17 protein-coding genes and 1 pseudogene are annotated in these 13,835 nt (G+C 70.4%); 13 read left to right on the plus strand and 5 right to left on the minus strand.

Translation table 11 applies throughout. The annotated features are described in order from the left end of the window. Positions 1-59: 59 nt before the first annotated feature. From QH290_RS32280 to QH290_RS32290, 3 genes are read left to right on the plus strand one after another with little or no spacing between them, the layout of a single operon-like run. The gene (locus QH290_RS32280) at positions 60-830 is read left to right on the plus strand and encodes an SDR family oxidoreductase (RefSeq protein WP_280387041.1); all 771 of its coding nucleotides are present in this window, start codon (positions 60-62) and stop codon (positions 828-830) included. 7 nt (positions 831-837) lie between these two features. Then, positions 838-1,983, plus strand: coding sequence for an isochorismate synthase (locus QH290_RS32285; RefSeq protein WP_425303676.1), 1,146 nt, complete (start codon positions 838-840; stop codon positions 1,981-1,983). 54 nt (positions 1,984-2,037) lie between these two features. Further along, positions 2,038-2,718, plus strand: coding sequence for an isochorismatase family protein (locus QH290_RS32290; protein ID WP_280269931.1), 681 nt, complete (start codon positions 2,038-2,040; stop codon positions 2,716-2,718). 128 nt (positions 2,719-2,846) lie between these two features. Here the strand turns inward: QH290_RS32290 and QH290_RS32295 are convergent, their stop codons facing one another. After that, positions 2,847-3,515 (minus strand): hypothetical protein, encoded by a 669-nt coding sequence (locus tag QH290_RS32295; protein ID WP_280387045.1) that lies wholly within the window; start codon positions 3,513-3,515, stop codon positions 2,847-2,849. A gap of 18 nt (positions 3,516-3,533) precedes the next feature. Here QH290_RS32295 and QH290_RS32300 point away from each other — a divergent pair, with 18 nt between their 5' ends. From QH290_RS32300 to QH290_RS32310, 3 genes are all read left to right on the plus strand, one after another. Then, a complete protein-coding gene (locus tag QH290_RS32300; RefSeq protein WP_280269976.1) occupies positions 3,534-3,713 on the plus strand; it encodes a hypothetical protein in 180 nt (59 codons plus the stop codon). A 63-nt stretch (positions 3,714-3,776) separates the two neighbouring features. After that, entirely contained in the window at positions 3,777-4,112 is a 336-nt protein-coding gene (locus QH290_RS32305; RefSeq protein WP_280269932.1) for a histone-like nucleoid-structuring protein Lsr2, read from the plus strand. Between the two features lie 70 nt (positions 4,113-4,182). Next, positions 4,183-4,983, plus strand: a complete 801-nt coding sequence (locus QH290_RS32310; protein ID WP_280387046.1) for an alpha/beta fold hydrolase — start codon at positions 4,183-4,185, stop codon at positions 4,981-4,983. On the opposite strand, the gene QH290_RS32315 is transcribed toward QH290_RS32310, so the two are convergent. Next, the gene (locus QH290_RS32315) at positions 4,980-5,684 is read right to left on the minus strand and encodes a TetR family transcriptional regulator (RefSeq protein ID WP_280269934.1); all 705 of its coding nucleotides are present in this window, start codon (positions 5,682-5,684) and stop codon (positions 4,980-4,982) included. The genes QH290_RS32310 and QH290_RS32315 overlap by 4 nt on opposite strands. Positions 5,685-5,756: 72 nt before the next feature. On the opposite strand from QH290_RS32315, the pseudogene QH290_RS38265 reads away from it, so the two are divergent. The 5 genes and pseudogenes from QH290_RS38265 to QH290_RS32340 all read left to right on the plus strand — a co-directional run. Continuing rightward, positions 5,757-6,200, plus strand: a pseudogene (locus QH290_RS38265) (alpha/beta hydrolase); the annotation flags it as partial. Continuing rightward, complete coding sequence (locus QH290_RS32325) at positions 6,199-6,633, plus strand: alpha/beta fold hydrolase (RefSeq protein WP_280387051.1); 435 nt, start codon at positions 6,199-6,201, stop codon at positions 6,631-6,633. The pseudogene QH290_RS38265 and the gene QH290_RS32325, both read left to right, overlap by 2 nt. 149 nt (positions 6,634-6,782) lie before the next feature. Continuing rightward, entirely contained in the window at positions 6,783-7,703 is a 921-nt protein-coding gene (locus QH290_RS32330) for a hypothetical protein (RefSeq protein WP_280387052.1), read from the plus strand. Between the two features lie 91 nt (positions 7,704-7,794). Continuing rightward, positions 7,795-8,133 (plus strand): hypothetical protein, encoded by a 339-nt coding sequence (locus tag QH290_RS32335; protein ID WP_280269937.1) that lies wholly within the window; start codon positions 7,795-7,797, stop codon positions 8,131-8,133. Between the two features lie 54 nt (positions 8,134-8,187). Then, the gene (locus QH290_RS32340) at positions 8,188-8,874 is read left to right on the plus strand and encodes a methyltransferase domain-containing protein (protein ID WP_280387056.1); all 687 of its coding nucleotides are present in this window, start codon (positions 8,188-8,190) and stop codon (positions 8,872-8,874) included. Between the two features lie 67 nt (positions 8,875-8,941). Here QH290_RS32340 and QH290_RS32345 read toward each other — a convergent pair whose 3' ends face one another. Beyond that, positions 8,942-10,150, minus strand: coding sequence for an MFS transporter (locus QH290_RS32345; protein ID WP_280387057.1), 1,209 nt, complete (start codon positions 10,148-10,150; stop codon positions 8,942-8,944). An 84-nt stretch (positions 10,151-10,234) separates the two neighbouring features. Here QH290_RS32345 and QH290_RS32350 point away from each other — a divergent pair, with 84 nt between their 5' ends. Continuing rightward, positions 10,235-10,678, plus strand: coding sequence for a winged helix-turn-helix transcriptional regulator (locus QH290_RS32350; protein WP_280269940.1), 444 nt, complete (start codon positions 10,235-10,237; stop codon positions 10,676-10,678). 53 nt (positions 10,679-10,731) lie between these two features. Here the strand turns inward: QH290_RS32350 and QH290_RS32355 are convergent, their stop codons facing one another. Continuing rightward, on the minus strand, positions 10,732-11,427 hold the full coding sequence (locus tag QH290_RS32355; RefSeq protein ID WP_280269941.1) for an LmeA family phospholipid-binding protein: 696 nt from the start codon (positions 11,425-11,427) through the stop codon (positions 10,732-10,734). A 149-nt stretch (positions 11,428-11,576) separates the two neighbouring features. On the opposite strand from QH290_RS32355, the gene QH290_RS32360 reads away from it, so the two are divergent. Continuing rightward, positions 11,577-13,028: an amidase gene (locus tag QH290_RS32360; RefSeq protein WP_280387058.1), complete on the plus strand. Its 1,452-nt coding sequence runs from the start codon at positions 11,577-11,579 to the stop codon at positions 13,026-13,028. Here QH290_RS32360 and xdhC read toward each other — a convergent pair. After that, complete coding sequence (gene xdhC, locus QH290_RS32365; RefSeq protein WP_280387060.1) at positions 13,025-13,834, minus strand: xanthine dehydrogenase accessory protein XdhC; 810 nt, start codon at positions 13,832-13,834, stop codon at positions 13,025-13,027. The two genes, QH290_RS32360 and xdhC, sit on opposite strands and share 4 nt — an antisense overlap. Between the last annotated feature and the right edge of the window lies 1 nt (position 13,835).

Below are 13,835 nucleotides of genomic sequence, written 5' to 3' on the forward strand. Positions count from 1 at the left end.
AAACATTTCATTTTTCTGTTTTGCAAACATTTTTTAATTTTTTGTTTGGGGGTGGGCGGGTGGGCTTTTCCCCCGCCGCGGCCGCCGGTATCGGGGCCGCGATCGCGGCGGCACTCGCGACCGGCGCCCACGTCCTGTCGCTGTGGGACCGCGATCCGCAAGTGCGGCGGTCGGCGCGGGAAATCGGCTCCCGCGCAACGGGTTCGGTGCACGCGATGGAGGTCGACGTCACCGATGCCGGGGCCGTCGCCGCCGCCTTCGATCGGCTGACCGCGGCGCACGGAACACCCGACGTGGTCGTGCACGCCGCCGGGATCATGTGCTCGGGTACCGCGCTGGATGTCACGCCGCAGGAGTGGGAGCGCTGCCTGCGCGTCAATGCCACCGGCGTCGTGCAGGTCACCCAGCGCGCGGCCCGCGATATGGTCGGCGCGGGGCACGGCGCGATCGTGGTCGTCTCGTCCAACGCCGCGAGCGCGCCTCGGGTCGGGCTGGCCGCCTACGGTGCGGCGAAGGCGGCGGCGACCGCGTTCACCCGGGCGCTGGCACTGCAGGTGGCCCCGCACGGCGTGCGGGTGAACCTGGTGTCGCCCGGCTCCACCGATACCCCGATGCTGCGCGGCATGTACGGCGACGGCCCGCTGGACGAGGCCGCGCGCACGAGCCTGATCGACGGTGACCCGCAGGCATACCGCCTCGGAATTCCGTTGCGCCGCATCGCAAGTCCCGCCGATATCGCCGCGGCGGTCCGCTTTCTGATTTCCGACGACGCCCGCCACATCACCATGCACGACCTGCGGGTGGACGGCGGCGCCACGCTGGATATGTGACGAGAGGATGATCACCATGACCGATACCCCCGCCGATCCCCGCGGGGCGGCCTTCGTTCTGTCTCGTTCCCACCGGACGGTCGTCGCGACGGGAGCCGGACGCGTCTTCGGCACCGCGCGGGAGGCGGTGCGCGCATTGCGTAGCGGCCGAGCCGATTACGTCGTCGGCGCCCTGCCGTTCGCACCCGGCGCGCCCGCGGCGCTGTGGGTCCCGGAAGCGGTGGCCGTGACCGGCGCCGCGCACCGGCCCGCGGCACCGGCGGCGCTGCCTCGCTTCGACCTCGAGGCCGCCGTCCCCGCGCCCGAGGTCCACCTGCACCGGGTCGCCGCCGCGGTCCGGCTGCTGGCCGACCCGGCGCATCCGGTTCGGAAAGTGGTGCTGGCCAGAGCGATTCGCGCGCGATCCGAACGGCCGGTGGCGGCCGGGGACCTGCTGGATCTGCTGGTGTCCACCGATCCGTCGGGCAACGGCTTCCTCGTCGACCTGTCCGCCGCGGGCGGACCGTATCGCGGCAGGCACCTCGTCGGCGCCAGCCCGGAGGTGCTGGTCCGGCGCACGGGTTCGGAGGTGCTGAGCCATCCGCTGGCGGGTTCGGCCCGGCGGCGGCCCGACGCCGCCGGGGACCGGGCGGCCGCGGGAGCGCTGCTCGCCTCCTCGAAGGACCGCGACGAGCACCGGTACGTGGTCGACCAGGTCACCGGCGTGCTGCAGGACCGCTGCGCGGGTGTGCACACCCCGGCGACCCCGGAACTCACCGGCACACCGGTGATGTGGCATCTCGGCACGCCGATCACCGCCACGGTGCCCGCCCACGGTCCGTCCGCGCTGGAGCTGGCCCTGGCCCTGCATCCGACCCCCGCGATCTGTGGCACGCCCACCGCGGCGGCCGCGGAACTGATCGCCGAGCTGGAGGGCGATCGGGGGTTCTACGCCGGTGCGGTGGGCTGGTGCGATGCCGCGGGCAACGGTGAGTGGATGGTCAGCATTCGCTGTGCCGAACTCGACGCCGACGGCCGGACGTTGCTCGCCCACGCGGGTGGCGGCATCGTCGCCGAATCCGATCCGGCGGCCGAATTGGCCGAGACCACAGGGAAATTGCAGCGCATCCTCGGGCCGCTCGGCCTCGCGGACCTGCCACTCACCGTCGCCTGACCGGCGCACCGCGACGGCTCGGTACCCACGCATACGACGAAATCGGAGACAGCCATGCCCATACCGCCGATAGCGCCCTATCCCATGCCCGCGCCGGAGGAGGTCACCCCGAATCAGGTGTCGTGGAAGGTCGATCCCACCCGCGCCGCCCTGCTGATCCACGACATGCAGCGCTACTTCCTGTCGGCCTACGATCTGGACCGCGACCCGGCCCGCACGCTCATCGCCAATATCGCCCGGCTTCGAAATCGCTGCCACGAGTTGGGTATTCCCGTCATCTACACCATGCAGCCGGGCAATCAGCATCCCTCGCGACGCGGCATCCTGGCCGACTTCTGGGGCGAGGGCATGTCGCACGGGTCGGATACCGAGGTGGTCGCCGGGCTCGGGCCGGATCCGCGGGACATCCAGGTCACCAAGTGGCGCTATTCGGCATTCCAGCGCACCGATCTGCGGGAGCTGCTCGGCTACTATCACCGCGACCATCTGATGATCACCGGCGTGTACACGCATATGGGCTGCATGCTCAGTGCCGCAGAGGCTTTCATGAGCGACGTGCGCCCGTTCCTCGCCCTGGACGCCACCGCCGACTTCACCCGCGACGAACACCTGATGGCCCTGAACTACACCGCCCGCCGCTGCGGCGCCGTCCTCCCCACCGCCGACCTCCTGGGTCAGCTGGGCAGCGACGTGACCTCCGATACCACCGATTCCGAAGTACAGGAACAGATCTGAGCGGTCAGCCGGAAAGCTGAGCGCACTCCCGGGCATCCGGCGTCCCCACGCATCCAACCTCGGCGTGCGCCCTCATTCCCAGCGCCCGCCCTATTTCCGGCGCGCGCCTTCGTTTCCGGCGCGCGCCCCTATTTTCCCGGCACGCTTTTGGCCGGGATCTCCACCGGAATCTCGCCGCCGAGGTGGTAATCGCCGGACAACCGCAGCGTATCGCCGCTCCAAAATCGGCCCGGGTCATACCAATTCGCCCGGCGCTCGGGCAGCAGCCCCATGGCCTGGTAGGTCAGGGCGACGATCTCGGCGCAGTAGGCGCTGCGCAGGTCCTGCGGTGAACCCTGCTCGGCGGCACGGGATTTCGGCCGCAGCCGGGCGACCCGGCCGCCCAGCCAGCGCGCGGCGAGGCCGGACGTGGAGGGGAACGGTACGCCGTCGAGGCGGGCGATGGCGCGCAGCGCGTTGTCCTCCATCTCGCGGGTGACCGGGCGGTCCAGCTGGCGCAGCCAGGCCCGCTGGCCGTAGCGCTGCGCCCACACCAGCACCGCCTCGCGCAGATCGTGCAGCTGGGCGCCGCGGTGCCGGGTGCCCGACCACAGGTCGGGCAGCGGTCTGCCCAGTTCGGCGTGCCAGATCAGCACCGGCAGATCGTCGATGGCCACGGCCATGCCGACGTGGTTGACCGGACTGTTCGTCGTCATCCGGATCGCTCGATCGGCCGCCGAACGGCCGCGAAACAACCACAGATCCCCGGTGCGCGTCAGTTCCAGTGCCCGGTCGAGGTCGATGCTCGTACCCGCCATAGGAAGTAGCCTAGGCACATGCGCTGGTGGAAGGTACTCGGTCTGGCGGGCGCGGCGGGTGTGGCCGCGACCGGGGTGGTGATCGTCCGTGCGGAGCGGCAGCGGCGTTCCTACACACCGGAACAGATTCGCGCGCGCCTGCACGAGCGGGTCGGATCCGATCCCGAGTTCCCACCGGCGGGCCGTGCCGGAGGATGATCGACATCGCGATGTGTGGGATAGGCTTGCGCCTTCCTGCTGGTTCAACGAAAGGGAAATGGAGTGGCACGCAAGGTCACCGTCGAGCTGGTGGACGATTACGACGGCAAGTCCGAGGCCGAGGAGACGGTGAGGTTTGCTGTCGACGGCATCGAGTACGAGATCGATCTGTCGGTGCTGAACGCGAGCAAACTGCGCGGGATCTTCGAGCAGTGGACCCCGCACGCCCGCAAGGTCGGCCGGGTCGCCAAGGGTAAGGATCGCGGCGCGCCCCGCACCGCAGCCGGGCGCGAGCAGACGGCCGCGATCCGCGAATGGGCGCGCAAGAACGGCTACAGCGTCTCGCAGCGCGGCCGGATCCAGGCCGAGGTCGTCTCGGCGTACAACAAGGCCAGCTAGAACCCGTCGGGCCGCCGGGGCGAACATTCGTACAAGACCGGCGGCCGGGGGAGCGGGCATGGTCTCGTGTATGCGAGTAGTCGACACCGGATACCGGAATGCGCCGCCGCTGTTGCTGATTCACGGATCGGGGGCCTCGGGCGCGACCTGGGGCCCGATGGTTCCGTTGCTGACCGCCACCCACCGCGTCCTGCGGGTCGATCTGCCCGGGTGCGGGCTGTCGCCCCCGGCGGCGACCTACGAGGTGCCCGCGCAGGCTCGCCAGGTCGCTGCCCTGCTCGACGAACTCGGCCTGCGCGGTGTCACCGTGGCCGGGCATTCCAGCGGTGGGTACGTGGCCACGGCCCTGGCCGAGCAGCGCCGGGATCTGGTCGGGGCCATCGCGCTGATCAGCAGCGGCCCCAGCATGGATGCGCTGTGGTCCTCGCAGCCGTTCCTCCTGCGCGCCCTCACCGAACCGCCGCTGGGACCGATCGTGTGGCGGCTGCGCTCGGACACGATGATCCGCAAGGCGATGCGATCCGCCTTCGCCGCGCCCGCCCCGATCCCCGACGACGCGGTAACCGAGTTCCGCGCCATGACTTTTCGCACGTTCCATTCGGTGCTGCGCGAGAACGGTGCCTACCTCGAGGCGCAGAGCATTCCCGAGCGCCTCGCGCCCCTCGGCGTTCCCGTCCTGGCGGTCTTCGGCGACGCCGATCCCAAATGGCGCCCGGACTCGGTGCGCGACTACGAGATCGTGCCGGGCGTGCGGATCGAAATGCTTCCCGGCGTCGGCCACGTCCCCCTTCTCGAGGCGCCGGAAGCCACGAGCACGCTGCTGTCGGACTTCGCCGCGCGGGAAGAATCTCAGAATGAATCTCAGAATTAATTGTTTGTGAGATAGCGATAGACGGTCGCGCGGGAGACGCCGAACCGGGTCGCGATGTCCTCGGCACGATCCCCGGCGGCGCGCATCGTGCGGGCCTGCGCGATCTGCGCGTCGGTGAGTGTCGCGGGTCGTCCGCCGCCCCGGCCCCGGGGGCGGCCGCGCGGGCGGGCCACGACCGGTTCACCGAGCAGCGCCCGGGCGCCGTCGAGGATCAGCCGCCGCAGCCGGTCGACCGGCTCGTCGCGGAACAACACCACGGGATCGGCCAGCCCGGCGACGACCTGGCAGGCGCGCACGCGTTGCTCGATCCCGGCGCCGGGGCCCGCCACCAGCTCGTTCGCCAGCGCGATCGCGGCACGGAAACGGTCGGCCACCGGGGCCTGGACCAGCAGGGTCATATCCCGGACGAGCATGGTGAGGGTGTGCCGGTGGCGCAGGTGCACATCGACGTAACCCTCGATCGCGCGCCACCGGACCGCCTCGGCGCCGGACTCCGACTCGGCCGCCGCCAGCACCGCGTCCAGCTCGTCCAGCAGCGGCAGGGTGAGCTGGTGCAGGATCGCGTCCTTGGAGTCGAAGTAGTAGTAGAGGGCGGCCTTGGTCACGCCCACCTCGTCGGCGATGGCCTGCATCGAGGTGGCGCGGTAGCCGCGGGCGGCGAACAGCACGCGGGCAGTGGCCAGAATTCGCTCGGGTGTCATGCAACCCACTTACCAATGGTCAGTATTTTCGGTATGGTCCTTACCAATAGTCAGTCTATGGGGATGGTCCAGATGCGTACCGAGGTCTCGTTCGATGTCGCCGGTGTCCGGTGCGCCGGATATCTGTTTCCGCCCGCCGGGTCCGGGGCGCCGCTGCCCGGTGTGGTGCTGTGTCACGGATTCAGCGGGACGATGGACCGGCTGTTCGATTACGCCGAGCGCTTCGCGGGTGCGGGCTTCGCGGCGCTGGTCTTCGACTACCGCGGCTTCGGCGAGAGCGACGGCACGCCGCGGCAGGTGCCCGACATCTCCGGGCAGCTCGCCGACATTCGCGCCGCCGTCGCGTTCGCCCGCGGTCACGAGCGCATCGACGCCGATCGAATCATGCTGTGGGGCAACTCGCTCGGCGGCGCGCACGCGGTCGCCGTCGCGGCCGACGACCCGCGCATCGGCGGTGTCGTGGCGCAGATCCCGTTCAACGGGTTCCCGAAGCGGGTGCAGGGCCGCCGCACCCGTGACACCCGTGAAGCTGCTCGGCGCGATCGTGCGCGACCGGGTGCATGCGGCAGTGGGCCTGCGCCCGTTCTACATTCCGATGGTCGGCCGTCCCGGGCAGCTCGCCGTGACCGCGACCGCCGCCGCGGACCAGCACATCCGGACGCTGACCGGAGACGGACAGACCCTGTGGCGCAACAGCATTGCGCCTCGTGCCCTCTTGTCGATGATGCGCTACCGCCCTGCCGAGTTCGCGGCTCGGCTGACGTGCCCCCTGCTGGTGTGCGCCGCCGCCGACGACCAGGAGACCCCGGTGGCCACCGGTCGCGCGCTGGCCGACGCCGCGCCGCACGGCGAGTTGCGGGTATACCCGGGTACCCATTTCTCGTTCTACACCGATACGGCTCTCCGGGACACGGTCGTCGCCGACCAGATCGACTTCCTGCGGTGGTAGGTTTCGTGCACATTGTGATGGATAGGCGACAGATCATGGGGACAGCGGTCGAATTCGCTCGGCAGCGATACCAGGGGCTCAGGTCCCGGTGCGTCGATGTCGTCTCGTGGCAACTCTCCCGGTTCGGCGACGCGAATGCGCCTGCGCAGGTGAGGTTTCCGCAGCTGGCGGTGCGCACGTGGTGGCCCGCCGGTCGTCCGGTGTTCGTGGTCGTGCCGCTGGCGGGGTTGTTCGCCGCAATCGCGGTGGCGGCCTTCGTCCGGTCGATTGTCGTGGTATCCCGGTGGGGCAGTGAGCCGTTCGTGGTGACCGCGGGTGGTGCGGGCCTCGGTATCGCTGCGATGGGCATGCTGGCCATGGCGCTGGGCATGGTTCGCGAGGTGGTGCCGCGATCGTCGTTCGTATTCGGTTATCCGGTCCGCAGGTGCCGGGATCTCGATCGGGGTGCGGGTGTGCGGGTCGGTCATCCCACCCGCGTCGTTCCCCTCGTCTCGACCCTGTTGGGGCTCAGCGTTTTCGGGCAGGCGTGCTGGTGGGCGCGTCCCGCGGGGATCGCCGAATCCTTCCCGTTCGCCACGCTCGGCGACGGCTGGGCGATCGCCGCCCTGGCAGGCTCGGTGGTGCTGCTCGTCGCCGCGGTGCTGGTGCTGCTCGCCGCCCGTCACCGGTTTCACGTCGAGCTGTACCCGTCGGGCGTCGTCCGGCGTAATCCGCTGCGGGACTTGCGGGAAAAGGATCGCTTCGTGTCCTGGGACGACATCGCCGCAGTGGACACCAGAACCCAATACATCGCGCCCTACCTCCGCGAGGGCCCCACCATCGTCCTGCGCCTGACCGACTCCACAACGCCCCCGGCCAACCGATTGTTCGACAAGACAGGCGATTTCGGCATCCCCGCCTACCTCTCCCGATGCAACCCCAACCTCCTCCTGACCCTCCTCACCCACCTGGCCGAAACCCCCACATCCCGCCCCCTCCTCTCCACCCCCGGAGCCCAGCAATGGTTCACCACCCACCACCACTACCCCGCCCACCCCACCCCACTCGAACCCGCTTCTTCTCGTCCATAGTCGAGGTGGTGGATTGTCGGACCCTTGCGGGGTGGGGGCGTTGGTAGAGTCGAGCCGCTGGGGAATCGGTTGCGGATGAGGAGGCTTGGGGATGGGTGAGGTTGTGGTGGCCGAGGTTCGGTCGGAGGGTGGGCCTCCGTCGGGGCGTAATGGGCGGTCGAGTGCGAATTTCTCGCTGGCCGAGGTGCCGGAGGGGGCTGTGGAGCTCGTGTGGCGGACCGAACCCGATACCGCGTCGATCAGGTTCAGTGTGATGGCGGACGTCCGGGCCAACTACGACCAGCCCGTCCTGTCGAACATCGTCTCCGGTTCGCGGACGGCCGTGCCCCGCGAGCGGGTGTCGCTGTCGCGCCGCGGTTTCTACATCGCCAACCCCTCCGGATCGACGGAGGACGGGTTCGTGGTGCGGGTATTCGCCGTGCTGCCCTGAGCCGGCGGAGTCGCGATTGACTTCAGGTCGGCCTGAGGTCGCACACTGACGGGCATGTCTACTCTGCTTGCTCTCCTCGATTCCTTCGACGACCTGCCCCAGGCTCGCCGGCTGCGCGAACACACCTGCGAAGGGCTGGGTGACACCGTTGTCGACGTCGGCTGCGGGGCCGGGCGCGCGGTCGGCGAACTGGCGGCGCGCGGGGTGCGGGCCATCGGCACCGACCTCGATCCCGCCATGATCGAGGCCGCCGTGGAGCGTTGGCCCGCAGGCGAATTCCACGTCGCCGACGCCACCGCGCTGCCCCTCGACGACGGCTCGGTCACCGGCTACCGCGCCGACAAGGTCCTGCACGCCCTCCCCGAGCCGGAGCGAGCGGTCGCCGAGGCCCGCCGGGTCCTGGCCCGCCGGGGTCGCGCGGTGCTCATCGGCCAGGACTGGGACACGATGGTGATCGACTCCGCCGATCCCGAACTCACCCGCAGGCTCGTGCACGCCCGCGCCGACGGCATGCCCAGCCCGCGCGTCGCGCGACAGTACCGGAATCTCTTGCTGGACAACGGATTCACCGAGGTCACCGTCGAGGTCCACACCGTCGTGTGGACGGGTGAGGCGGTCCTGCCGGTGCTCGCCACCATCGGCGAAGGCGCCTGGCTCGACGATCAGCGCACCAGGGCGCGCGACGACCGGCTGTTCGTCGCCGTCCCGATCTTCGTCGCCGCCGGGGCCCGCGCGGACTGAGCCGTCGGCTACGACCTTCGGATTCGTGGCGACGAGGCCGTCGTCGCCCGAATTCCGTTGCCCGAGTTCATGGTCGGGCGATCTGCGGTCGCCGTACGGGTTCGCACACCGGTGCGCGAAGGAACTGCGCCACGCCCCACACCGCCAGCGCACCCAGCGCGTAGAGGGCACCGGCCGAGCAGGAGGCCCACCACCCCCACACGCTGTATGCCCACGTGGTCGTCACCGCTCCGAGCGCCGCTCCGAGCGAATAGAAGGCCATGTAGACGCCGACGACACTGCTGGCCCGATCCGGATGCGCCGTGGTCAGCAGGTGCTGGCTGCTGACATGCACGGCCTGGATCGCGAAGTCGAGCGCCACGATCCCCACGACGAGCACCCACAGGCTCGATCCGGCCTGGGCGACGAGCAGCCAGGAGCCGGTCAGCAGCGCCAGCGACCAGCCCGTGATCCGTTGTGCCCGACCGGAATCGGCCCATCGTCCGGCGCGCGCGGCCCCGAGCGCACCCGCCAGCCCGGCCAGCCCGAACAGGCCGATCTCGGCGGTGCCCAGATGCCAGGGCGCGGCGGCGAGGGGGAGCGCGAGCCCGCTCCAGAGCGTCCCGAAGGAGGCGAACAGGAACAGCGCGATCAGCCCCCGGCTCAGCAGCAGCCGGTCCGTGCGCACGAGACGCCCCGTCGACGCCAGTACCCGCGTGTACCGCACGTTGCCGGTCCTCGGATCCGGGTGCAACGCCGCCCGGGCGGCGACGGCGAGCACCGCGCAGAGCGCGGCCAGTAACGCGTAGACCACCCGCCACCCGGCCATATCGCCCAGCACGCCCGCGAGGATGCGGACGCCGAGAATGCCGAGCACCACACCCGAGGTGACCGCGCCGATATTGCGCCCCCGCTCACTCGGTTCGGAGACGGCGGCGACATAGGCGACCGTCACCTGGACCACGACCGCGAACACCCCCGCGATCCCCAGCCCCGCCATGACCAGGACCCCGGTAGGCGCGGCGGCCGCGATCGCGGCCCCGGTCGCGGTGAGCGCCAGATGCGCGGTGATGAGCCGTCGCCGATTCAGCACGTCGCCCAGGGGGACCAGCACGATCAGACCGGCGAAGTAGCCGATCTGGCCCGCGGCGACCAGCCGTCCCAGCGACTCCGGCGACAGCCCCAGATCCTGTCCCGCCGCGGCCAGGACCGGCTGGATCGCATAGATCGTCGACACCGCGACGGCACACACCAGCGCCAGGATCCAGCGCTGCGACCGTGTCACTCCTGTCGGCACGACACCTCCAAATTGGTAGCAAATCGAAACCATTTGACCGTAGGGCATAATGGTTTCGAATTGCAACCGATTGGGAGAAGGCACATGACGACGACCGCTCGCGAGTGGACCGATCCCACCTGCCCCGTGGCGCGGACGATCGACCTGGTGGGCGATCGCTGGAGCCTGCTGATCGTGCGCGACGCCATGGACGGCGCGGCCGCGTTCACCGAGTTCCAGCAGCGCCTCGGCATCGCCCGCAACATCCTCGCCGACCGCCTTCGCCGACTCGTCGACCACGGCATCCTCGCCAGCGCCCCGACGCCCGGCGGCAAGCGGCACATCTACGAACTCACCGACGCCGGGCGGGATCTGTTCACCACCATCGTCGCGTTGCGCCAGTGGGGGGAGCGGCACGCCTTCACCGGCGGCGAGCCGCATTCCACGCTGCGGGCTCTCGACGGCAGTCCGGTCGCCGAGCTGCGCCCCGAAACCGGTGCGGGACAGCCGCTTTCGGCGGCGACGACCCGAGTCGACAAGGTCGGCTGAGCGAAAAGCCCAACGGCCGATCTACTGGTCCGGCGACGAATCGGGCGCCGGACTTACGGCAGCTCCGAGAAGCGCACGTCGTGGGCCACGGCGGTGACGTTCAGGCCGTCGGCACCCGGCTCGATGGCGGTCAGCCGGGCACCGAGCGGCAGCCGCTGCAGCGGCACGACGAAGGTCAGGGTGCGGCGCAGCATCGCCAGCGAGATCGACGGCCCGCCGCCCGCGGGCTGCGCCGATACCGGAGTGACCTCGATGCCGTTCTCGGTCGGGGCGACGGTGACCACGACCGTCGCGGGCACCGGCACGCCCTCCACCGAGAACGTCCCCGTGACGTGCAGCCCGTCCGGGCCGTGGGCGATCGACTCCACCTCCGGCGGCGCGAAGCCCCGCACGGTGTCGTAGGGGACCACGGCCGTCGCCTTCGCGGTGGCCGCGACCAGATTCTCGGTGCGGTGGTCGAGCAGATCCGACAGCGGCGCCGAGACGTCGGTCAGCGTGACGTCGAGGTCGCGGACCGTGATGTTCTGCCCGCTCCAGTCGCCGACCCGGATATCGATCTCGCGATAGGTGCCGTCGGCGGCCTGGGTCAGGAACGGGAAGCCGCCGATGTGGACGCCGGGCCGGTTCGGGAGCTGGTACTCCGCGGCGATCTGGCGGCCTATCTCGTTCTGGGCCAGCACGACCGCGACCCGGTCGCCGGCGACCAGGCCGATCGCCAGGACGACGATCAGTATCAGCACCGCGCGCATGCGCTCACCCTCTCGGCCATCCCCCCATCATGCAGGCGATCGCGGCCCCGGGCCCACGACGTCCCGCCGGACCGGCAAAGTGAGATATCCATCCTGTTGTGCGAACCGGCATTTTATGGCCGCTCCGGCCAGCCCATACCGTCGCGGACATGGAGTGGAATTTTCTTTCGGCCGAGGAGCTTTCGGCCGCATTGCGGTCCGGTGCGGTGACCTCGGTGGAACTGACCGAGGAGGCGATCGCCCGCATCGAGCGGGAGGACGAGGCGATCAACGCGATCTGCGTCCCGGACTTCGACACGGCGCGGGCCGCCGCACGCCGTGCCGACGCGGCGCGCGCCCGCGGGGAGGACGCGCCGCTGCTCGGCATCCCGGTGACGGTGAAGGAGTCCTTCGACATGGCGGGACTGCCCACGACCTGGGGCATGCCCGCGCAGCGGGGCTTCGTGCCCGCCGAGGACGCGGTACAGGTGTCGCGGCTGAAGGCCGCCGGGGCGGTGGTGCTCGGTAAGACCAACGTGCCGTTGATGCTGCGAGATATCCAGAGCTTCAACGAGATCTACGGCACCACCAACAATCCGTGGGATCACGGCCGCACGGCGGGTGGGTCGTCCGGCGGTTCGGCGGCGGCCCTGGCATGCGGATTCGGCGCGCTGTCCCTCGGCTCCGATCTCGCCGGATCGCTGCGCACCCCCGCGCACTTCTGCGGCATCTACGCGCACAAACCGACGCTCGGGCTGGCGCCGACCCGCGGCATGGTGGCGCCACCCGGCCCGGCTCTCCCGCTCGACCTCGACCTCGCCGTCGCGGGTCCGATGGCGCGCACCGCCCGCGACCTCGCGCTGCTGCTCGACGTGATGGCCGGGCCGGATCCGCTGACCCACGGCCTCGCCTACGACGTCGCGCTGCCGCCCGCGCGGCACGACCGGCTGTCGGACTTCCGTGTCCTGATCATCGAGGACCATCCGCTCATTGCGACCGGATCGGCGGTGCGGGCGGGCGTGCGTCGGGTCGCCGAGGCGCTGGAAGATGAAGGCGCCCGCGTCGAACGGCACAGTCCGCTGCTGCCGGATCTCACCGAGGCCGCGACGGTCTACATGCTGCTGATGCTGTCGAACGCCGCCGCGGGTCTCCCCGCCGACGTATACGAACACCTGCGGGCGAACGCCGCTGCGCTGAACGCGGACGACCGGAGCCTCGATGCGGCGCGGCTGCGCGGCATGGTGCTCAGCCACCGCGACTGGGTCGGGGCGAACAGCCGTCGCGAACACCACCGCCACGGCTGGCGGCAGCTGTTCGCCGAATTCGATGCCGTGGTGTGCCCGATCACGCCCACACCCGCCTTTCGGCACAACCAGGACGGGAGTCTGGAGGATCGGCGCATCGACATCGACGGCGTCGAGTACCCGTACTTCGACCAGCTCGTCTGGGCCGGTGTGGCCACAATGCCCGGCCTGCCCGCCACCGCGGTCCCGGCGGGCCGGTCCCCGGCGGGCCTGCCGGTGGGGGTGCAGCTGATCGGCCCGATGTTCGAGGACCGGACCCCGCTGCGCCTGGCCGAACTGCTCGAGGAGAAGATCGGCGGCTTCCGGCGCAGTAGCTAGGAATGCTCGTGCTGGAACACGAGCAGGAGGTCCGCCGCGACGCTCACCGCGATCGTGGCGGGCTCCTTGCCGGTGATCTCGGGCAGGCCGATGGGGGTCTTGATGCGGGCGATGGTGGATTCGTCGTGACCGCCCTCGGTGGCCAGGCGCCGCCGGAAGCGCGCCCACTTGGCGGACGAGCCGATCAGGCCGATCGAACCCAAACCTGTTGTGCGCAAGGCAGCGTCGCACAGCGCGGCGTCCTCGGCATGGTCGTGGGTCATGATCAGGATGTGGGTGCCGGTCGGGAGTTCCGCGAGCACCTCCTCCGGCAGCAGGGGCGTGTGATGCACGTGTACCTGCGCCACCGCATCCGACAGCACGGCCAGGCGCTGCTCGGTGAGGACATCCGGGCGCGTATCGATCAGGTGCAGATCGAGATCCTGTCGGGACAGGATGCGCGCCAGTTCCAGTCCGACGTGCCCAACGCCGAAGATGGCCACCGCGGGCACCGCGGGCAGCGGCTCCAGCAGGATCGAGACCGTGCCGCCGCAGCACTGCACGCCGTGCTGGTTGGTCACCTTGTCGTTGAGGGCGAAATCCATCAGCTCCGGCTCCGGCTCGGCCGCCGCCAGCAGCTCCCGTGCCCGGTCGATCGCCACGGCCTCGACATTGCCGCCGCCGATCGAGCCCCACGTCTCCGACTGTCCCACAACGAGTTTCGCGCCGGGACGGCGTGGGGCATGGCCGCGCACGGTCGCGACGGTCACCAGCACGCCGGACTCCCGGCGGGCTCGCAACCGCGCGACCGCGGCGACCCACGTCATG

This window comes from Nocardia wallacei (genome assembly GCF_029869545.1).
GTDB classification, from domain to species: domain Bacteria; phylum Actinomycetota; class Actinomycetes; order Mycobacteriales; family Mycobacteriaceae; genus Nocardia; species Nocardia wallacei_A.

What these genes read in the sequence shown, in the direction of transcription:
- QH290_RS32285 (WP_425303676.1), top strand. Translation starts at nt 838, where the DNA reads ATGATCACCATGACCGATACCCCCGCCGATCCCCGCGGGGCGGCCTTC.
- QH290_RS32295 (WP_280387045.1), bottom strand. Translation starts at nt 3,515, where the DNA reads ATGGCGGGTACGAGCATCGACCTCGACCGGGCACTGGAACTGACGCGC.
- QH290_RS32315 (WP_280269934.1), bottom strand. Translation starts at nt 5,684, where the DNA reads ATGACACCCGAGCGAATTCTGGCCACTGCCCGCGTGCTGTTCGCCGCC.
- QH290_RS32335 (WP_280269937.1), top strand. Translation starts at nt 7,795, where the DNA reads ATGGGTGAGGTTGTGGTGGCCGAGGTTCGGTCGGAGGGTGGGCCTCCG.
- QH290_RS32290 (WP_280269931.1), top strand. Translation starts at nt 2,038, where the DNA reads ATGCCCATACCGCCGATAGCGCCCTATCCCATGCCCGCGCCGGAGGAG.
- QH290_RS32350 (WP_280269940.1), top strand. Translation starts at nt 10,235, where the DNA reads ATGACGACGACCGCTCGCGAGTGGACCGATCCCACCTGCCCCGTGGCG.
- QH290_RS32310 (WP_280387046.1), top strand. Translation starts at nt 4,183, where the DNA reads ATGCGAGTAGTCGACACCGGATACCGGAATGCGCCGCCGCTGTTGCTG.
- QH290_RS32360 (WP_280387058.1), top strand. Translation starts at nt 11,577, where the DNA reads ATGGAGTGGAATTTTCTTTCGGCCGAGGAGCTTTCGGCCGCATTGCGG.
- QH290_RS32300 (WP_280269976.1), top strand. Translation starts at nt 3,534, where the DNA reads ATGCGCTGGTGGAAGGTACTCGGTCTGGCGGGCGCGGCGGGTGTGGCC.
- QH290_RS32340 (WP_280387056.1), top strand. Translation starts at nt 8,188, where the DNA reads ATGTCTACTCTGCTTGCTCTCCTCGATTCCTTCGACGACCTGCCCCAG.
- xdhC (WP_280387060.1), bottom strand. Translation starts at nt 13,834, where the DNA reads ATGACGTGGGTCGCCGCGGTCGCGCGGTTGCGAGCCCGCCGGGAGTCC.
- QH290_RS32355 (WP_280269941.1), bottom strand. Translation starts at nt 11,427, where the DNA reads ATGCGCGCGGTGCTGATACTGATCGTCGTCCTGGCGATCGGCCTGGTC.